The sequence below is a fragment of the Streptomyces huiliensis genome, from assembly GCF_020037025.1.
Taxonomy (GTDB): domain Bacteria; phylum Actinomycetota; class Actinomycetes; order Streptomycetales; family Streptomycetaceae; genus Streptomyces; species Streptomyces huiliensis.
The window spans coordinates 1-19,384 of sequence record NZ_JAIQLH010000024.1; the positions used below are offsets into that span (position 1 = coordinate 1).

At 72.0% G+C, this 19,384-nt stretch carries 18 protein-coding genes; 3 read left to right on the forward strand and 15 right to left on the reverse strand.

Annotated features, from left to right (window positions below):
- Nucleotides 1-2: 2 nt before the first annotated feature.
- A complete protein-coding gene (locus JNW98_RS05865; RefSeq protein WP_223766998.1) occupies nt 3-584 on the reverse strand; it encodes a dienelactone hydrolase family protein in 582 nt (193 codons plus the stop codon).
- A gap of 105 nt (nt 585-689) precedes the next feature.
- On the opposite strand from JNW98_RS05865, the gene JNW98_RS05870 reads away from it, so the two are divergent.
- The gene (locus JNW98_RS05870; RefSeq protein WP_223766999.1) at nt 690-1,793 is read left to right on the forward strand and encodes a mechanosensitive ion channel family protein; all 1,104 of its coding nucleotides are present in this window, start codon (nt 690-692) and stop codon (nt 1,791-1,793) included.
- A gap of 24 nt (nt 1,794-1,817) precedes the next feature.
- Here JNW98_RS05870 and JNW98_RS05875 read toward each other — a convergent pair whose 3' ends face one another.
- The 5 genes from JNW98_RS05875 to JNW98_RS36515 all read right to left on the reverse strand — a co-directional run bounded on the left by JNW98_RS05875 (nt 1,818) and on the right by JNW98_RS36515 (nt 6,303).
- Nucleotides 1,818-3,410: a Na+/H+ antiporter gene (locus JNW98_RS05875; RefSeq protein WP_223767000.1), complete on the reverse strand. Its 1,593-nt coding sequence runs from the start codon at nt 3,408-3,410 to the stop codon at nt 1,818-1,820.
- Between the two features lie 147 nt (nt 3,411-3,557).
- Nucleotides 3,558-4,052, reverse strand: a complete 495-nt coding sequence (locus JNW98_RS05880; RefSeq protein ID WP_223767001.1) for a GNAT family N-acetyltransferase — start codon at nt 4,050-4,052, stop codon at nt 3,558-3,560.
- Nucleotides 4,049-4,990: an RluA family pseudouridine synthase gene (locus JNW98_RS05885; protein ID WP_223767002.1), complete on the reverse strand. Its 942-nt coding sequence runs from the start codon at nt 4,988-4,990 to the stop codon at nt 4,049-4,051. The genes JNW98_RS05880 and JNW98_RS05885 overlap by 4 nt, the downstream gene beginning before the upstream one ends.
- Before the next feature lie 68 nt (nt 4,991-5,058).
- Nucleotides 5,059-5,637, reverse strand: coding sequence for a signal peptidase II (lspA, locus tag JNW98_RS05890; RefSeq protein WP_223767003.1), 579 nt, complete (start codon nt 5,635-5,637; stop codon nt 5,059-5,061).
- A 126-nt stretch (nt 5,638-5,763) separates the two neighbouring features.
- A complete protein-coding gene (locus JNW98_RS36515) occupies nt 5,764-6,303 on the reverse strand; it encodes a TraR/DksA family transcriptional regulator (protein WP_308015497.1) in 540 nt (179 codons plus the stop codon).
- A gap of 148 nt (nt 6,304-6,451) precedes the next feature.
- On the opposite strand from JNW98_RS36515, the gene JNW98_RS05900 reads away from it, so the two are divergent.
- Together JNW98_RS05900 and ileS are read left to right on the forward strand one after the other, a co-directional pair.
- Complete coding sequence (locus JNW98_RS05900) at nt 6,452-7,351, forward strand: hypothetical protein (protein WP_223767013.1); 900 nt, start codon at nt 6,452-6,454, stop codon at nt 7,349-7,351.
- Nucleotides 7,352-7,871: 520 nt separating this feature from the next.
- Nucleotides 7,872-11,030, forward strand: a complete 3,159-nt coding sequence (gene ileS, locus JNW98_RS05905) for an isoleucine--tRNA ligase (RefSeq protein WP_223767004.1) — start codon at nt 7,872-7,874, stop codon at nt 11,028-11,030.
- A 429-nt stretch (nt 11,031-11,459) separates the two neighbouring features.
- Here the strand turns inward: ileS and JNW98_RS05910 are convergent, their stop codons facing one another.
- The 9 genes from JNW98_RS05910 to JNW98_RS05950 all read right to left on the reverse strand — a co-directional run.
- On the reverse strand, nt 11,460-12,791 hold the full coding sequence (locus tag JNW98_RS05910; RefSeq protein ID WP_223767005.1) for a DivIVA domain-containing protein: 1,332 nt from the start codon (nt 12,789-12,791) through the stop codon (nt 11,460-11,462).
- A gap of 61 nt (nt 12,792-12,852) precedes the next feature.
- Entirely contained in the window at nt 12,853-13,137 is a 285-nt protein-coding gene (locus JNW98_RS05915) for a YggT family protein (protein ID WP_004955828.1), read from the reverse strand.
- 72 nt (nt 13,138-13,209) lie between these two features.
- The gene (locus JNW98_RS05920; protein ID WP_223767006.1) at nt 13,210-13,821 is read right to left on the reverse strand and encodes a cell division protein SepF; all 612 of its coding nucleotides are present in this window, start codon (nt 13,819-13,821) and stop codon (nt 13,210-13,212) included.
- 118 nt (nt 13,822-13,939) lie between these two features.
- Nucleotides 13,940-14,671 (reverse strand): YggS family pyridoxal phosphate-dependent enzyme, encoded by a 732-nt coding sequence (locus tag JNW98_RS05925; protein ID WP_223767007.1) that lies wholly within the window; start codon nt 14,669-14,671, stop codon nt 13,940-13,942.
- On the reverse strand, nt 14,671-15,420 hold the full coding sequence (gene pgeF, locus JNW98_RS05930) for a peptidoglycan editing factor PgeF (RefSeq protein ID WP_223767008.1): 750 nt from the start codon (nt 15,418-15,420) through the stop codon (nt 14,671-14,673). Before pgeF ends, JNW98_RS05925 begins: the two co-directional genes overlap by 1 nt.
- Nucleotides 15,421-15,482: 62 nt before the next feature.
- Nucleotides 15,483-16,721: a cell division protein FtsZ gene (ftsZ, locus tag JNW98_RS05935; protein WP_004955836.1), complete on the reverse strand. Its 1,239-nt coding sequence runs from the start codon at nt 16,719-16,721 to the stop codon at nt 15,483-15,485.
- 240 nt (nt 16,722-16,961) lie between these two features.
- The gene (locus JNW98_RS05940; protein WP_372459170.1) at nt 16,962-17,840 is read right to left on the reverse strand and encodes a cell division protein FtsQ/DivIB; all 879 of its coding nucleotides are present in this window, start codon (nt 17,838-17,840) and stop codon (nt 16,962-16,964) included.
- 24 nt (nt 17,841-17,864) lie between these two features.
- Entirely contained in the window at nt 17,865-18,956 is a 1,092-nt protein-coding gene (murG, locus tag JNW98_RS05945; RefSeq protein WP_223767009.1) for an undecaprenyldiphospho-muramoylpentapeptide beta-N-acetylglucosaminyltransferase, read from the reverse strand.
- Nucleotides 18,957-18,962: 6 nt separating this feature from the next.
- Nucleotides 18,963-19,384 (reverse strand): FtsW/RodA/SpoVE family cell cycle protein (locus tag JNW98_RS05950; RefSeq protein ID WP_223767010.1); only part of this gene is annotated, 422 nt, incomplete at its 5' end.

Here is a 19,384-nt window from a genome sequence, read left to right on the forward strand (position 1 = left end):
CCCTACACCTCCGCCAGGAACGCAAGCGCGGCCCGCCAAGCCGCTTCCGAAGCCTCCGCGTCAAAATCGTCGAGCTCAGGATCCGTGAAAATGTGCCCCGCCCCCTGATACCGGTGCACCTCCACATCCGCCCCCGCCCGCCCCATCCGCAGATACCAAGCGTTCAGCCAGTCATGCGGCTCGAACGGATCCGGATCCGCCACATGCAGCTGCACCGGCAGCTCGTCCACCACCGCGTCCTCCGCCAGGTCGGACGTGCCGTGGAAGAGCAGCAGCCCCCGGGCCTTCTCATCCCCCAGGGCGAGGTTCTGCGCGATCGCCCCGCCCAGTGAGAACCCGGCGTACACGAGCCCCCGCTCGGAAAGCGGCGACACGGCCGTGATCGCGCGCCGCAGCAGCTCCTCCCGCCCGATCTCGTCCTTGATGGCCATGCCGGCCTCGACGGTGTCGGCCGTCCGCCCGTCGTAGAGGTCGGGGACGTGCACCTCGTACCCCGCGCCGCGCAGCCGCTCGGCGGCAGCGTGGACGGCAGCTCGCAGTCCGTAGGCCGAATGGAACAGGACGATCGTGGTAGGAGACGGCACCGGAGTCACTTCCTTGCAGGGCTGAGATCGCGTGGCCTCCATCGTGCCAGCTACGGTCGAAGGAGGAGCGCGCGCCCGGCAGGACGCCGGAAGGAGCTGGTGCTCATGGAGGACGTGCTGCGGCCTCTCGCGGTCCTCGGCGCGGCCTTGGTCATCACCGTCGTGGTGGGCTGGGCCGCCGACAAAACGGTTCGCCGGATCGCCGAACGGCATCCGGAAGCCCCCTTGTGGGGGTTGCTGCGCCGCTGCCGGATGCCCCTGCGGCTGGTCCTCGGCACGGCGCTGCTGCGCGGAGGGTACGAGTCGGCCGAGCTGTCCGAGAAGCACGAGACCCTGCTGACCAGGCTGCTCACCCTGGTGCTCATCGGGGCCTGCGCCTGGCTCGCGACGCGCGTGGCCACGGCCGTCGTCGAGGCGGCGTACGCCCGCTACGCCGCGTCCAGCCGCGACCCGGCCCGGATGCGCCGCGTCCGCACCCAGGTGACGCTGATCCGCCGCATCGTGACGGCGGCCGTCTGCGTCGTCGCCGTGGCCGCGATGCTGCTGACCTTCCCCGGCATGCGGACGGTGGGGACGTCCGTGCTGGCCTCCGCCGGTCTGATCGGCATCGTGGCCGGTGTGGCCGCCCAGTCCACGCTCGGCAACCTCTTCGCGGGCCTGCAGATAGCGTTCGGCGACATGGTGCGCATAGGCGACACCGTGGTGGTGGGCGGCGAGTGGGGCACGGTCGAGGAGATCACCCTCACCTACCTGGTGGTGACGACCTGGGACGAGCGCCGCATCACCATGCCCGTCTCGTACTTCACCAGCAGGCCCTTCGAGAACTGGTCGCGCGGCAACCCCCGCATGACCGGCACGGTCTTCTTCCACCTGGACCACTCCGCCCCCATCGACCTCATGCGGGAGCGGCTGCACGAGGTGGTGAAGGGGGCCCGCGAGTGGGACGGCCGGGCCTGGAGCCTCGTCGTCACGGACACCACCCCGACCACCATCCTGGTCCGGGCCCTGGTGACCGCCAAGGACGCCGACGACATCTGGACGCTCCGCTGCGTCGTCCGCGAGCAGCTGGTCGAGTGGCTGCGCAGGAAGCACCCGTACGCGCTCCCGCGCCTCAGCACCGCGCCCGCGCCGGGCCCGGCCGAGACCCCGGACCGCCGGCAGACCCCGCCCACCTCGGGCGACATCGGCCCGGGCCCGGGCCCGGTCTGAGGTCCCGCCGACCGCGGGACCGGGTCACATCCCCCGCAATGACCTCATATCCAACTGCCGCAGCACCCGGTCCACCACCTCCGGATCCATCCACGGCTCGCTCCGCGCGTCGAGCACCGCGTGCCGCGCCGCCGACAGCAGCTCGGCCTGGATCCGCTGGATGGTGTGCAGCCGCTGGACGCGCTGGGAGTGCGCCTCCCGCCGCTCCTCGTCGACCATCTCGGGGCTGATGCGGGCGCCGACGTCGTAGGCGCGCCGGTGCAGCATCTCCCGCAGGTCCTCCGAGAGCTCCTCCTCCTGCTCGATCTCCAGCAGCCGGTGCCGGGCCGCCTTCGCGGCGCGGATGGCCAGCTGCCGCTCCAGCTCGCGGGTCCAGTCCGTGTCGGCGCGCACCCCGAGCAGCTCGACCAGCCAGGGCAGCGTCAGCCCCTGGACGACGAGGGTGCCGATGATGACGGCGAAGGCGATGAAGAGGATCTCGTCCCGGGCCGGGAAGGCCGACTTGTCGTGCGTGGTCAGCGGGATGGCCAGGGCGAGCGCCGCGGAGGCCACGCCGCGCATCCCGGACCACCACATCACGAGCGTCTCGCGCCAGCTCGTGAGGATCTCCTCGTCGACATCGCGTCCCTTGTGCAGCCGCTTGGCCAGCCAGGCGGCGGGCAGCAGCCACGCCAGCCGGACGCCGATCACGACGGCGACGACGATGCCGCCGATGCCGAGCATCTCGCCCCAGCGGCCCGAGGCGGTGGCGACGGCGTTGTGCAGTTCGAGGCCGACGAGGCCGAAGGCGACGCCGGTGACGAGGGTGTCGACGACCTCCCAGAACGTGTGCCCGGCCAGCCGCCCCAGGACGTCGTCCGCGTCGCTGGCGAACTCGGCGAGGAAGAGCGCGGTGGTCAGCACCGCGAGCACCCCGGAGCCGCGGAACTCCTCGGCGAGCACGTAGGAGACGAACGGCACCAGCAACGTCAGCCCGATCTGGAGCGTCGCGTCGCCGAGGACCTCCATCAGCCGCTTGGCCCCCCAGCCCAGCGCCAGGCCGACCGCGAGCGCCACCACGGCGGAGAACACCAGCTCGCCGACGGCCTTCGGCAGCGAGAAGCTCCCGCTGACGGCCGCGGCGACCGCCACGTGGTAGAGCACGATGGCTGTCACGTCGTTGAAGAGCCCCTCGCCCTCCAGGATCGACACCAGGCGGCGCGGCAGCCCGATCGAGCCCGCGACGGCGGTGGCGGCGACGGGGTCGGGCGGGGCGACGAGCGCGCCCAGCGCGACGGCCGCGGCGAGGGAGATGCCCGGTACGACGGCGTGCGCGACGGCCGCGACCGCCGAGGTGGTGACGAAGACCAGCGCCACGGCCAGCAGGAAGATCGGCCGTTTGTTGGCCGCGAACTGCCGCCAGGAGGTGCGCTGCGCGGACGCGTAGAGCAGGGGCGGCAGGACCAGCGGGAGGATGAACTCCGGGGGGACGTCGATGTTCGGCACGAACGGCAGCAGGGCGAGGACGATCCCGCCCAGCGTCATCAGCACCGGGGAGGGCAGGCCGAGCCGGTCGCCCAGCGGCACCGTGACGAGCGCCCCGAGCAGCAGCACGAACAGCAGGGCCAGCTGGTCCACGAGTGCCCTCCGGGGCGCGTGGGGGAACAGTCGTTCACCCCAGCGTGCCATGCGCGCCCACCGGACGCGCAGGCGGGCGGGCCTCAGAGCGGATGGACGCCCAGGCGGGCGGGCGTCAGAGCGGGCGGGCGTCCCGGCGGTCAGGCGTCAGAGCGCCTTGGTCATCGCCCGGTGCGGGATCCCGCTGCCCTCGTCGAACTCCGGACCGAACGCCGCGTACCCCAACCGCTCGTAGAAGCCCAGCGCGTGCGTCTGCGCCTCCAGATAGACGCGGGCGAGGCCCAGCCGCCGCGCCTCGTCCTCCACCGCCCGGACCAGGGCGGCGCCCAGGCCGGTGCCGCGCGCGGCCCGGCCCACGGCCAGCCGGCCGAGCACGGCCGTGAGGTCGTCGGCGACGCCCGCGTGGGCGTACTTCCGACGGGCGGGCGCGCCGTGCAGGAAGCGGACGGTGCCGACGGGTCCGGACGGGCCGGTGGCGAGCAGGTGGACGGCGTGGACGTCGTAGGCGTCCAGCTCCTCCGCCTCGGGGATGTTCTGCTCCCCCACGAACACCTCGCGGCGCACCGCGAAGCAGCCCTCCAGCTCTCCCGGCCCGGCGACGACCCGCACTTGGGCGGGGATCCGGGCGGGGGTCCCGCTCACGCGCTCTCGGCGCGCACGATCTCCAGGGCGCGCCGCAGGTCCTCGGGGTACTCGCTGGCGAACTCGACCCAGCGCCCGTCCGACGGGTGCTCGAAGCCGAGCCGGACGGCGTGCAGCCACTGGCGGGTGAGCTTCAGCCGCTTGGCGAGCGTCGGATCGGCGCCGTACGTCAGGTCGCCGACGCAGGGGTGGCGGTGCGCGGACATGTGCACGCGGATCTGGTGGGTGCGGCCGGTCTCCAGCTTCACGTCGAGGAGGCTGGCGGCGCGGAACGCCTCGATGAGGTCGTAGTGGGTCACCGAGGGCTTGCCCTCGGCGGTGACGGCCCACTTGTAGTCGTGGTTCGGGTGCCGGCCGATGGGCGCGTCGATGGTGCCGCTCATCGGGTCCGGGTGGCCCTGGACGAGCGTGTGGTACCGCTTGTCGACCGTGCGCTCGCGGAACTGCTGCTTGAGCAGCGTGTACGCGCGCTCGGACTTGGCGACGACCATCAGCCCCGAGGTGCCGACGTCCAGCCGGTGCACGATGCCCTGGCGCTCGGCCGCGCCCGAGGTGGAGATCCGGTAGCCGGCGGCGGCCAGGCCGCCGATGACCGTGGGGCCGGTCCAGCCGGGGCTGGGGTGCGCGGCGACGCCGACCGGCTTCACGATGACGACGATGTCCTCGTCGTCGTGGACGATCTCCATGCCCTCCACGGGCTCGGCGACGATCTGCACCGGCGCGGGCGGCGCCGGCATCTCGACCTCCAGCCAGGCACCGCCGCTGACGCGGTCGGACTTCCCGGCCTCGGCCCCGTCCACCTGGACCTTGCCCGCGGCGGCGAGCTCGGCCGCCTTCGTACGAGAGAACCCGAACATGCGTGCGATGGCGGCGTCGACGCGCTCGCCCTCCAGGCCGTCGGGTACGGGCAGGGCGCGGATCTCGGGAATCGTGCTCACCCGTCGAGTATGCCGGACGGGTGAGCCGCCGCCGTACGACAGCCCTGACTCGGGCGTGACCGACGGGGTCAGTCCTGGTGGACGGTCCCGTCCGGATCCAGCCCCCGGAAGGACAGGATCACGATCAGGAAACCGCCGCAGACGATCGCCGAGTCGGCGAAGTTGAAGACCGCGAAGTGGGCGGGGGCGATGAAGTCCACCACCCCGCCCTCCAGGCCGCCCGGCGTCCGGAACAGCCGGTCGGTGAGGTTGCCGAAGGCACCGCCCAGCAGCAGGCCGAGCGCGATCGCCCAGGGCAGGCTGTAGAGCTTGCGCGCGATCCGGGCGATCACGACGATCACGGCGGAGGCGATGCAGGTGAAGACGATGGTCATCGTCTCGCCGATGCTGAAGGCCGCCCCGCGGTTGCGGATCACGTCCAGCTGGAGCCATGTGCCGATGACCTCGATCGGGTCGTGGTGCTCCAGCTTCGCCACCACGAGCATCTTGCTGGACAGGTCGAGGAGGTAGGCGAAGGCCGCGACCAGGAACAGCACCAGGATCCGGCGCTTGCCCCTGACCACGCCGTCGCCGTCCGTCGTCCCCCCGGTCGCGTCGGTGCCCTCCGGGGTACCGGTGGGCCGTCCGGCCTGCTCCGCCTCTGTCACGTGAGTCCTTCGGTTCCGCGCGTCACCCACCACCGGTCATGGCGGCGCCGCGCGCTGCCGTGTCTGGTGGGCTCCGGGTGCACTGCCCGGATGAGGACGAGGGTACGGCACGCCACCCGCGCGAGGTCAGCGACGTTCCTGGCGCTGCTTGCACTCGACACACAGCGTGGCTCGGGGGAACGCCTGCATCCTGGCCTTGCCGATCGGCCTGCCACAGCTCTCGCAGAGGCCGTACGTGCCGGCGTCCAGCCGGACGAGCGCCCGCTCGGTCTGGTCCAGCATCTCGCGGGCGTTGGCGGCGAGGGCGAGCTCGTGCTCCCGGGCGATGTTCTTGGTCCCGGTATCGGCCTGGTCGTCCCCCGCCCCGTCCCCCGAATCCCGCATCAGCCCGCTGACCGCCTCCTCCGCCGCCCGGATCTCGCCCCGCAGCCGCGCCACCTCGCTCTCCAGCACGGCCCGCGCCTCGTCCACCTCGCCCCGCGACCAGGGCTCCTCCCCCGGCCGCACGGCCAGCTCGCCGGGCTCGGCGGCCCCGTCCGCCCTCGCTCCCGGCACCTCGCCCACGGTCTTCTTCACAGCCACGGTTCCGTCTCCCGTCTCCTCGGTGGTACCCGCCGACGCGTCTCCCGCGATGACGATGCCCTCACCCACGGCCCCCGTCTTCACCGGAGGAGCCTTTCGCGCCACGGCCGGCGCGGGCTTCCCCGCCAGCCGCGTCCGATGCGGCGACGCGACACTCTTCGCGGGCACGGCCTTCCCGGCTCCCTCCTCCGGCCCGCCGGCCGTCGTCCCGGCCGCCGTGGCAGTCCCCGCCTTGCCGGCGGACGCCCGCTCGGCCGACGGCGCGGGCTTCTTTGCCGCGCCCTTCCCGGCCGCCGTCTTCCCGGCCGCTCCCGTGGCGGAGGCCGCCTTCTTCGCAGCCGCCTTGCCGGCCGAGGGCGCGGCTTTCCCGGCCGGAGCCTTCTTCGCCGGGGGCGCCGCCGCTTTCGCCGCCTTCTTCGCGGCCGCTTCCTTCGTCGAAGACGCCGCCTTCTGGGCCTTGGCCGGAGCCTTCTTCGCTGGGGCCTTCTTCGCTGGGGCCTTCTTCGCCGCGGGCTTCCCGGTCGGCGCCGCCTTGGAGGCGGCCTTCTTCGCCGGTGCCTTCTCAGTAGAGGCACCCGTCGCCGCCCCGGCCTCGGCCGTCTTCCCAGCGGCGGACTTGGCCGTGGTCACCTTCGCGACAGTCTTCTTCGCAGCCTTCTTCGCAGCCGTCCCCTTCGCGGGTGCCTTCCTCGCCACCGCCTTCTCGGCCGCCTTCCCGGCCGTCTTCCCGGCCGTCCCCTTCGCGGGCGAAGACGCCGCCTTCCCCGCCGCGCCCCGGGCCGCCGCCTGCTCGGGTCCCGGCGCGCGCTTCGCGGCGGCCTTCGACGCCGTCTTCTTCACAGCCGTCTTCCCGGCGGCCGGGGCCGTCTTCGCCGGAACCTTGGCCGTAGCCTTCCCGGCCGTAACCTTCCCGGCCGAAGCCCGCTTCGCCGGAGCCTTCTTCGCCGCTTTCGCCGTCTTCGTGCCGGCCGTCCCCGCCATCACAGCAGCCCACTGCGCCGGACGAGCCGCCCCCGGCGAGCCCCACGGCCCCGAAGCGCCGGTTCCGCGCGGCCCGCCCGGCCGACGGGCCCCCGCCGCGGCAGCGACCCCGCAGGTGCCGCGGCCCTTGTCGAGGACATCTCCGCCATGACCGCCATGACCGCGACCCCTTCACATTTTATGATCTTGCGCGCGAATCGTGCGGGAACGATAAATCGGCTCGGAGCACGCGGCAACGGGGCACGCCGGTGCCCACCCGTGTGCCCCGCTCCCGGCCCCGTAACCGAGAAGCTCCCGGCCCCGTGACCGGGCGGACGACCGGCCGGACGCCGGAGCCGAATATCCGGTCGGCCCGGCCCGCCCACGCCCCGTACACTGGGGCGCAGCGAAAGGCGTGGATGGGACGAGTAGCGCCGCACGCAGCCATCAGCGATCCGGGGACGGTGCGAGCCCGGAGGCGTGCGCGGTGTGAAGATCACCCCGGAGCCGCCGGAGGAAAGCCAGGGACGGAACGACAGCGCCCCGGGCGAGTAGAACCGGCATCGCGACCCCAATGAGGGGGCCACGGGCACACGCCCGCGGCCAAGGAGGGTGGTACCGCGGGAGTACGGACAACGGCTCTCGTCCCTCCGACGGACAGCGCACAACCGTCCAGCCGGAGGTAGCCACCGATGAGTTCCGCGAGTCCCACGAGCGACGCGCCCCAGTACCGCTCCGTCCCCGCCCAGGTCGACCTGCCCGCGCTCGAACGCGCCGTGCTCGACTTCTGGCAGGAGCAGAAGATCTTCGCCCGCACCCTGGCCCAGTCCGAGGGCCGGCCCGAGTGGGTCTTCTACGAGGGCCCGCCGACCGCCAACGGCATGCCGGGCGCGCACCACATCGAGGCCCGCGTCTTCAAGGACGTCTTCCCCCGCTTCCGCACGATGCAGGGCTACCACGTCGGCCGCAAGGCCGGCTGGGACTGCCACGGCCTGCCCGTCGAGCTCGCCGTCGAGAAGGAGCTGGGCTTCTCCGGCAAGCAGGACATCGAGGCGTACGGCATCGCCGAGTTCAACGCCAAGTGCCGCGAGTCCGTGACCCGCCACACCGACGCGTTCACCGAGCTCACCACCCGCATGGGCTACTGGGTGGACCTTGACGACGCCTACCGCACCATGGACCCGGACTACGTCCAGTCCGTCTGGTGGTCGCTGAAGGAGATCTTCAACAAGGGCCTGCTGGTCCAGGACCACCGCGTGGCCCCCTGGTGCCCCCGCTGCGGCACCGGCCTGTCCGACCACGAGCTGGCGCAGGGCTACGAGACGGTCGTCGACCCGTCCGTCTTCGTCCGCTTCCCGCTCACCTCCGGCCCGCTCGCCGGCGAGGCCGCCCTCCTCGTCTGGACGACGACGCCGTGGACGCTGGTCTCCAACACGGCCGCCGCCGCGCACCCGGACGTCACCTACGTCGTGGCGACGGACGGCACCGAGAAGCTGGTCGTCGCCGAGCCGCTCCTCGAGAAGGCCCTCGGTGAGGGCTGGACGGCCACGGACCAGCGCTTCACCGGCCGCGAGATGGAACGCTGGACGTACCGCCGCCCGTTCGACCTCGTCGAGTTCCCCGAGGCCGCCCACTACGTCGTCAACGCCGACTACGTGACGACGGAGGACGGCACCGGCATCGTCCACCAGGCCCCGGCCTTCGGTGAGGACGACCTCCGCACCTGCCGCGCCTACGGCCTGCCGGTCGTCAACCCGGTCCGCACGGACGGCACCTTCGACGAGAGCGTCGCCATGGTCGGCGGCGAGTTCTTCAAGAAGGCCGACGAGAAGCTCGTCGCCGACCTGGACGCGCGCGGCCTGCTCTTCAAGCACATCGCGTACGAGCACAGCTACCCGCACTGCTGGCGCTGCCACACCGCGCTCCTCTACTACGCGCAGCCGTCCTGGTACATCCGCACCACGGCGGTCAAGGACAGGCTCCTCGCGGAGAACGAGAAGACCAACTGGTTCCCGGACTCGGTCAAGCACGGCCGCTTCGGCGACTGGCTGAACAACAACATCGACTGGGCGCTCTCCCGCAACCGCTACTGGGGCACCCCGCTCCCCATCTGGCGCTGCCAGGACGACCACCTCACCTGCGTCGGCTCCCTCGCCGAGCTCTCCGAGCTCACCGGCACCGACCAGAGCGGCCTCGACCCGCACCGCCCGTACATCGACGACGTCACGTTCCCGTGCCCGACGTGCGCCGGGACGGCGACGCGCGTCCCCGAGGTGATCGACGCCTGGTACGACTCGGGCTCCATGCCGTTCGCCCAGTGGGGCTACCCGTACAAGAACAAGGAGCTCTTCGAGAAGCGCTACCCGGCGCAGTTCATCTCGGAGGCCATCGACCAGACGCGCGGCTGGTTCTACACCCTGATGGCCGTCGGCACCCTCGTCTTCGACAAGTCGTCGTACGAGAACGTCGTCTGCCTGGGCCACATCCTCGCCGAGGACGGCCGGAAGATGTCCAAGCACCTGGGCAACATCCTCCAGCCGATCCCGCTGATGGACCAGCACGGCGCGGACGCGGTCCGCTGGTTCATGGCGGCCGGCGGCTCCCCGTGGGCGGCGCGCCGCGTCGGCCACGGCACGATCCAGGAGGTGGTGAGGAAGACCCTCCTCACCTACTGGAACACGGTCGCCTTCCAGGCCCTCTACGCCCGCACCGCCGGCTGGGCCCCCTCGGCCGCCGACCCGGCCCCGGCCGACCGCCCGCTGCTGGACCGCTGGCTGCTCGGCGAGCTCAACACGCTCACCGACCAGGTCACGCAGGCCCTGGAGGCGTACGACACCCAGCGCGCCGGCAAGCTGCTGTCCGCGTTCGTCGACGACCTGTCCAACTGGTACGTCCGCCGCTCCCGCCGCCGCTTCTGGCAGGGCGACGCGGCCGCGCTCCGTACGCTGCACGAGGTCGTCGAGACGGTCACCCGCCTGATGGCCCCGCTGGTCCCCTTCATCACCGAGCGCGTCTGGCAGGACCTGGTCGTCCCGGTCGACCCGGAGGCCCCGGAGTCGGTGCACCTGGCCACCTGGCCGGTGGCGGACGCGGCCCTGACCGACCCGGAGCTGTCGCGCCAGATGCTCCTGGTCCGCCGGCTGGTCGAGCTGGGCCGCGCCACCCGCGCCGAGTCCGGCGTCAAGACGCGCCAGCCGCTGTCCCGCGCGCTGGTCGCGGCGGCCGGCTTCGAGACGCTCGGCGAGGAGCTGCGCGCCCAGATCACCGAGGAGCTCAACGTCTCCTCCCTCGCCTCCCTCTCCGAGGTGGGCGGCTCCCTCGTCGACACCACCGCCAAGGCCAACTTCCGTGCCCTCGGCAAGCGGTTCGGCAAGGGCGTCCAGGCCGTGGCCAAGGCCATCGCCGCGGCGGACGCGGCGGCCCTGTCCCTGGCCCTGCGCGAGGGCAACGCCTCCGTCGAGGTCGACGGCGAGACCGTCGCCCTCACCCCCGACGAGGTCATCGTCACCGAGACGCCGCGCGAGGGCTGGTCCGTGGCCTCCGACTCCGGCGCCACGGTCGCCCTCGACCTGGAGATCACCCCGGAGCTGCGGCGCGCGGGCCTCGCCCGCGACGCGATCCGCCTCATCCAGGAGGCCCGCAAGAACTCCGGCCTCGACGTGGCCGACCGGATCGCTCTGCGCTGGTCCTCCACCGACGAGGAGGTCCGGACGGCCCTCACCGACCACGCCTCCCTCATCGCGGACGAGGTCCTGGCGACGGACTTCGCGACGGGTGAAGCCGACGCCTCGTACGGCGAGCCGTTCGAAGACGAGGGTCTCTCCTTGACGTTCCGTCTGCGCAAGGCGTAGCCACCTGCAAAGGGGCGGGGCTGGGGGTTTCCTCCCCAGCCCCGCCCCTTCCCGTTTCTTGCAGGGGCTCCGCCCCCGCACCCCCGGGGCGCACTCTCCAGCCCGTCCGGCGTTTGAGGACGAGCGGCGAAGCCGCGAAAGGGGGGTCTGGGGCGCAGCCCCAGGAAACGGCGAATGGGGGTGCCCCCTCTGGGGGAGGGACCGGGGCCCCACCCTCTCTCCAAACCAACGCGCCGGAGCGGGACGGAATCGAACCGCCGTCCTCCTAGATGCCATCGAGGCGTTCTACCTACTGAACTACACACCCCGGCGCTGCCGATCAGCATAGCGGTATGACCAACGGGCCGGGCCCCGGGGATATCCCCGGGGCCCGGCCCGTTGGTGATTGCGAACGACTACCGCTCAGCGGCAGCGGAACGGCCGCCGCCGTCAGTTGTCGTCCTCGTCGATGAGGAACCCACGCATCGGCGAGGGAGCCTGCATCGGCTGCGGCCCCTGCGGCCGCACCGGAGCCATCGGCTGGGTCATCGCGGGCGACATCTGCTGCTGCCCGCCGTACGACGGGTTGCCCGACGACTGGCCGTGGCCGCCGCCCATGGACGAGTTGCCGCCCATGCTGTGACCGCCCATGCCCGCACCGGCCGAGGCCATCGACCCGCTCATCGAGGGGGCCGGCGGCAGCGACGGGGCGTTGGTGGCGCGCGGCGGGGCGAGCGAGTCGTCCGCCTGGTTCTCCAGCTGGCGCAGCTGGCTCTCCAGGTAGGACTTCAGCCGCGTGCGGTACTCGCGTTCGAAGCCGCGCAGGTCCTCGACCTTGCGCTCCAGCGTGGCGCGGGCGGACTCCAGGGAGCCCATGGCCACGCGGTGCTTCTCCTGCGCGTCCCGCTCCAGCGCGTCGGCCTTGGCGCGGGCGTCCCGCTCCAGGCCCTCGGCGCGGCTGCGGGCCTCGCCGACGATCTTGTTGGCCTCGGAGCGGGCCTCCGCGATCGCCTGATCGGCCGTCTGCTGCGCGAGCGAGAGCACACGAGCGGCGCTGTCGCCACCCGGGCCCTGCCCCTGCTGCTGCATCTGGGGACCGGGGCCGCCCATCGGGCCGCCCTGACCCATCGGGCCGGGACCACCCTGGCCCATCGGACCGCCCTGGCCCATGGGGCCGGGACCGCCCTGACCCATGGGACCGCCCATGGGGCCACCCATCGGACCGCCCTGGCCCATGGGGCCGGGACCGCCCTGACCCATGGGACCGCCCATGGGGCCACCCATCGGACCGCCCTGGCCCATGGGGCCGGGACCGCCCTGACCCATGGGACCGCCCATGGGGCCACCCATCGGACCGCCCTGGCCCATGGGGTTCTGTCCCATCGGACCCGCACCGTGCGGGCCCTGGGGACCGTGGCCGTGTCCGCCCGGCCCGGCCGGCAGCTGCGGGGCACCGCCCGGAAGCTGCGGCGGGCCGCCCATCTGCTGCTGGTTCGGCGGCACCGGCTGCGGGCCGGATATGGCGGCGGGCACCGGCGCCCCGGGACCTGGTCGCTGGTCCTGCGGCTCGGGCTTGCGCATGTTCTGCTGCTGCTGGTTCTGCGCCGCGGCTCGGGTCGCTGCCGCCAGCTTGGCGCGCAGGTCCTCGTTCTCCCGGAGCAGGCGGGTCAGTTCTGCCTCGACCTCGTCGAGAAAGGCGTCGACCTCGTCCTCGTCGTAGCCTTCTCGCAGACGGACGGTCGTGAACTGCTTGTTCCGCACGTCCTCGGGGCTCAGCGGCATCTCTTCTTCACCTCAACGTAGTCGTCGGCAATCGGCAAGACCGTATCGTTCACAGCCGCGTTCACAGCCGCTCCACGACGGTGATCAGGATGTAGACGATGATCATCAGTACGAAGAAGGACAGGTCGAGCGCCACGCCCCCGAGACGCAGCGGCGGGATGAACCGCCGCAGAAGCTTGAGTGGCGGATCGGTGACAGTGTAGGTGGCCTCAAGGACGACCACCATCGCCTTACCGGGTTGCCACGAGCGGGCGAACTGGAAGACGTAATCCATCACCAATCGGAAGATGAGCACGATGAGGAAGACGTACAGCGCGATGTAGACCACCTGCCGTGCGATGTCCATCCTCGCGCTTCCCTCTCCCCTTGTGCCCGGCCTATTGACCGTCTCTCACCGGCATTGCCTGATTGTGCGTCTCTAGCTCTGGTTGAAGAACCCGCCCTCTGCGATGCGGGCCTTGTCCTCCGCCGTGACATCGACGTTAGCAGGAGACAGCAGGAACACCTTCTGCGTCACCCGTTCGATGCTGCCGTGGAGGCCGAAGACCAGACCCGCGGCGAAGTCGACAAGTCGCTTCGCGTCGGTGTCGTCCATCTCGGTCAGATTCATGATCACCGGGGTGCCTTCACGGAAGTGTTCCCCGATGGTACGGGCCTCGTTGTAGGTCCGAGGGTGCAATGTCGTGATGCGGTAAGGCTCCCGCTCGGACACGACTTTGGGCATGATCACCGGTGCGTTCTTCTCCAGGGATTGGCGTTCGGGTGTGATGGACGACACGGGGGCGATTCGGGCGGGTCGTCCCGTTTCCGCTGTCAGCGGAGCCGGTTCGCGCTGCGCCGGAGGCTGAGCGACTCGTACCGGTTCGTCCGCTTGCGTCTGCTGAGCCTGGTGTTGCTGGTGCTGCTGCCGGCGCCGGTCGGGCTCCGGCTCGGGCTCGAACTCGTCATCGGGATCGAATCCCCGGCCGTCGTAACCATCGTCCTCCACGAGGCCGAGGTAGACCGCCATCTTGCGCATCGCGCCGGCCATTCTCTGCGTCCTCCGCTCTGTGGTGGATCGGCTCCTCAACGGCGCTGGATCCACTTGGTCCGCCCGCCTTTTGACGGGAATGACCATATTTTGTGCTGTGGTCCGACTCTTGGCGACGTTACCCGAGGCCGGGTCGGTCTCCGAGTACCGCCGTACCGACGCGTACATGTGTCGCACCCGCCGCCACGGCGTCCTCCAGATCCGCGCTCATTCCCGCGGACACCATGTTCGCAGCCGGATGCGCCGCGCGCAGGTCCGTTGCGATTTCCCGCAGCCGCTCGAAGGCCGCCCGGGGGCGGCCCGCGTAGGGCCCGGCCAGCGGAGCGACCGTCATCAGCCCCGCCGGGCGCAGCCCCTCGGCCTCGGCCAGGGCGTCGGCGAGGGCCGCCACCCCGTCCGGCCCGACGCCGCCGCGGCCGCCGGCGTCTCCCGTCTCCACGTCCAGCGCCACCTGGATCAGACAGCCGATTTCCCGTCCGGGTCCCCGGCCTTTCCGTACCGCGGCGGTGGAAAGCGCAGTGACCAGCCTCATCCGGTCAATGGAGTGCACCACGTCGGCATAATTCACCACGCTTTTCACTTTGTTTGTCTGGAGTTGACCGACAAAGTGCCAGGTGAGCGGCAAGTCCGCGCATTCCGCGGCTTTCGGCGCCGCGTCCTGGTCGCGGTTCTCGGCGACGTGACGGACTCCCAGTTCCGCGAGCAGCCGGACGTCGCTCGCGGGATAGGTCTTGGTGACCACGATCAGGGTCACCTCGTCACGCTTTCGGCCCACCGCCGCACAGGCGTCGGCGATACGTTCCTCCACCCGGGCGAGGTTGTCGGCCAACTGCGTCCTGCGGTCCGTCATCAACCGGTCACCCCTTCCCCGGCACGGTCGTCGCCGAGCCACACATAACTGGCGAGCCGTCCGGTGACGCGGTCGCGCCGGTAGGAGAAGTGGTCCGCCGATTCCATCGTGCAAACGTCCGACTGCCCCGCGAGGCTGACGCCCATTCGGCCGAGCTGCGCCCGGACCCCGGCGGCCACGTCCACGGCCGGGGTGCCCCACCGGGTGGTGGCCCATGCCTCGGGGACGACCGCGGCGACGTCGGCCCGCATGTCCTCCGGCACCTCGTAGCAGCCACCGCAGACCGACGGGCCGAGGTACGCGACCGTCCGGGCCGGGTCGGCGCCGAGCGCGGTCATCGCCTCGACCACCGCGGGCACCACCCCGGCGACCAGGCCGGGGCGGCCGGCGTGGGCCGCCCCCGCGATCCCGGCGACCGGGTCGGCCAGCAGGACGGGGGTGCAGTCGGCGGTCAGCACCGCGAGGGCGAGCCCCCGGCGGTCCGTCACCACCGCGTCGACCGCGGGGATCTCGTCCCCGGCGCGCCACGGCCCGTCGACCACGGCCACGTCCCTGCCGTGCACCTGGTTCATCCAGACGACCGCCGCCGGGTCGATGCCGAGCGAGCGGGCCGCCCGCTCCCGGTTGGCCCGGACCGCGGCGGGGTCGTCGCCGACCGCGCCGCCCAGGTTGAGCTCCGCATACGGAGCGGCGCTCACCCCGCCCCACCGGTCGGTGAAGGCGAAGTGGGCGCCGCTCGCGTGTGCCACGTGGGGCCGTCCCCGGGTGTCCGGGGCCGGGTTTCCTATCACCGGGGTCACGTCCTGCCGGGTCACTTCAGGAAGTCGGGAACGTCCAGTTCCTCGGCGGTCGAGTCCTGGTACGGGCGGGCCGGGGGCACCTGCGGGGAGGCGACCGGGGGCGGCGGGACCTCGGCGACCGGCACCGGGTCCGGGACCGGCTCCTCGGTCCGCGGGGTCACGTTGCCGAGACCGCCGAACGAGGGACGGACCGGCTCGGCCGGCCGCTCGGTCCGGCTCACGGCCGGCGCCGGGGCGGCGGGGGTCTCCTCGCGGCCGTAGGACGAGCCGAGCACCTTGTCGCGGCTGCCCTTGGCCGGCGGCTGGCCGCCGTCGAAGCCGGCGGCGATGACGGTGACGCGGACCTCGTCGCCGAGGGCGTCGTCGATGACGGCACCGAAGATGATGTTCGCCTCGGGGTGGGCCGCCTCGCTGACCAGCTGGGCCGCCTCGTTGATCTCGAAGAGGCCGAGGTCGGAGCCGCCGGAGATGGAGAGCAGGACGCCGCGGGCGCCGTCGATGGACGCCTCCAGCAGCGGCGAGGAGATGGCCATCTCGGCGGCGGCCACCGCGCGGTCGTCGCCGCGTGCCGAGCCGATGCCCATCAGCGCGGAACCGGCCTCGGACATCACGGACTTGACGTCCGCGAAGTCCAGGTTGATGAGGCCCGGGGTGGTGATGAGGTCGGTGATGCCCTGAACACCCGACAGGAGCACCTGGTCCGCCGACTTGAACGCGTCGAGCACGCTCACCTGGCGGTCCGAGATGGACAGCAGCCGGTCGTTCGGGATGACGATGAGGGTGTCGACCTCGTCGCGGAGGCTGGCGATGCCGTCCTCCGCCTGGTTGGCCCGGCGGCGGCCCTCGAAGGTGAACGGCCGGGTCACCACACCGATCGTCAGGGCGCCCAGCGAGCGGGCGATGTTGGCCACGACGGGGGCGCCGCCGGTGCCGGTGCCGCCGCCCTCGCCCGCGGTCACGAAGACCATGTCGGCCCCCTTGAGGACCTCCTCGATCTCCTCGCGGTGGTCTTCGGCGGCCTTGCGGCCGACGTCCGGGTTCGCGCCGGCGCCGAGACCCCGGGTGAGCTCCCGGCCGACGTCGAGCTTGACGTCGGCGTCGCTCATCAGCAGGGCCTGTGCATCGGTGTTGATCGCGATGAACTCGACGCCCTTGAGACCGACCTCGATCATCCGGTTGATGGCGTTGACGCCACCGCCGCCGATACCGACGACCTTGATGACTGCGAGGTAGTTCTGCGGTGCTGCCACGTCGAAGGCCTCTCGCCTCGAGTTACGTATGCCTGGGGGACGGTTCGCAATGCCAACCCGAACCCTAACGTTGAAGTTTAGGGTTACCCGTGCCACTGTTCCCTGGGTTCTCGGAACAGGACACTAAGTCGACAAGTGGCGCGTGTTCAACGAACACGCCGAACCTCCCGTTTTTCTTTTCACCCTATGTGATCACCCATAGGCGTAGCCAACCAGGGTGCTGCCACGGTCCGGCCGCCGTCAACTCCCCGACGCCGCCGGGGCGCCCGGAGCGCTCACGTCGAAGTGGTCCGCCCCGCGCGCCGCCTTCATCAGCGCGGTGAGCGAACGGGCCTTCGCCTCGCCCCGTTCACCGCTGCCCCAGACGACGGTCCGACCACCCGTCAGCTCCATGATGATCGAATCGTATGAGCGTACCCGGATCACGCGGGTGTCGCGGCGGACGTCGGCCGGGAGCGCGGCGGCGGCGCGCACGCCCTCGCGTTCGAGGCGGGGGCGCCCGAAGCGGCGGGTGCTCGGGGCGTCCGCCGGGGCCTCCATCGCCAGCCGCGGCACCTTGGCGGGCGGCCGGTCGACTGTGGCGAACCGCACTCCGGAGCCGTCGATCTCGACGAACTTCCCGTCCTTCTCGACGATCGCGCGCGGCTGGCGCTCCGTCACCTCGACGGCGACGCCGTGCGGCCAGTCCCGGGAGACGTCGACGGACTCGATCCGGGGCAGCCGTTCGCGCAGCCGCTCCTCGATGGCGTCGGTGTCGACGGAGACCAGCGGGTCGCCGAGCGGGACGGCGGCGGCCTCGCGGACCTCGGCGGCGGTGAGCACTTCGACGCCGTCCACGTCCACGCGGGTGGCGCGGAGCCATCCGGAGCCGTAGAGCACCCAGCCGGCGCCGGCCCCGGCGAGGGCGAGCGCGAGGGCCCAGAGGATCAGGCGGGTCCGGCGGGGGCGGCGGGGCAGGAGGCGGCGGAGGCCCGTGCGGGCCCCCGCCTTCCCGGCGGACTTGGGCTTGCCGCCCTTTTTCCCGCCCTTGCCGCCCTTGGGGGGCCGGGAGGCCGGGGACTTGCGCTCCGGCTTACGGTTCCGTTCGTCACCGCGCCGGGCGGTCGTCGGTCCGGCCACGCTTCCCAGCCTCCTGCCGCGACGTCAGCCCCTGCGGGCGGCGATCGCCTCGTAGACCATGCCGACGAGCAGTTCGTCGGCGTCCCGGCGGCCGAACTCGGCGGCGGCGCGGGACATGTCGTACAGCCGGTGCGGGTCGGTGAGCACCGGGAGCACGTTGTGGTGGATCCACTCGGGGCTCAGCTCGGCGTCGTCGACCAGCAGTCCGCCGCCGGCCTTGACCACCGGCTGGGCGTTGAGCCGCTGTTCGCCGTTGCCGATGGGCAGCGGGACGTAGGCGGCCGGGAGCCCGACGGCGGAGAGTTCGGCGACGGTCATCGCGCCCGCGCGGCAGAGCATCATGTCGGCCGCGGCGTACGCGAGGTCCATGCGGTCCACATACGATACCGGGATGTAAGGCGGCATTCCGGGCATGTTGTCCACATGCGGCACGTCGTTCTTCGGGCCGACCGCGTGCAGGATCTGGATGCCGGAGCGCTGCAGCGTCGGGGCCACGGCCTGGACGACCTCGTTCAGCCGGCGGGCGCCCTGGGAGCCGCCCGAGACCAGCAGGGTCGGCATGTTCGGCTCCAGGCCGAACGCGGCGCGCGCCTCGTAGCGCAGGGCCGCCCGGTCCAGGGTGGCGATCGTGCGGCGCAGCGGAATGCCCACGTAGCGGGCGTTGCGCAGCTTGCTGTCCGGGGTGGACACCGCGACGCCGGCCGCGTAGCGCGAGCCGATCTTGTTGGCCAGGCCGGGGCGGGCGTTGGCCTCGTGGACGATGATCGGCACGCCGAGCCGCTTGGCGGCCAGGTAGCCGGGGAGCGCCACGTAACCGCCGAAGCCGACCACGCAGTCGGCCTTGGTGCGCTCCAGGATCTGCTCGGCGGCCTTGATGGTGCCGCGCAGCCGCCCGGGCACGGTGATCAGCTCGGGCGTGGGCTTGCGGGGCAGCGGCACCGCCGGGATCAGGCCCAGCTCATAGCCCCGCTCGGGCACGAGCCGGGTCTCCAGCCCGCGCTCCGTGCCGAGCGCCGTGATCCCCACGGTCGGGTCCTGCCTGCGCAGGGCGTCCGCGAGGGCGAGCGCGGGCTCGATGTGGCCGGCGGTCCCCCCGCCGGCGAGTACGACATGCACCGAAATTCACCGCTCTCCGGACGGCCGCTTCTTGACGCGCCGTCTCATCGTCTTCCATCTCACCCCAGGCTGCCGCATGGCCAGCGCCGCCCGTGCACCGGGTTCGTCGCGCGCGAAGGCGATCAGGAGCCCGATGGCGAACATGGTCGGCAGCAGGGCGGACCCTCCGTAGGAGAACAGCGGGAGCGGCACACCGGCGATCGGCAGCAGGCCGAGCACCGCACCGATGTTGACCACGGCCTGGGCCGTGATCCAGGTGGTCACCGCTCCCGCGGCGTACCTCACGAAGGGGTCCTCCGTGCGTCCGGCCACGCGGATACCCGCATAGCCTAGAGCCGCGAAGAGGGCGAGGACCGACAGCGTCCCCGCCAGGCCCAGCTCCTCGCCGGTGATCGCGAAGATGAAGTCGGTGTGGGGCTCGGGCAGTT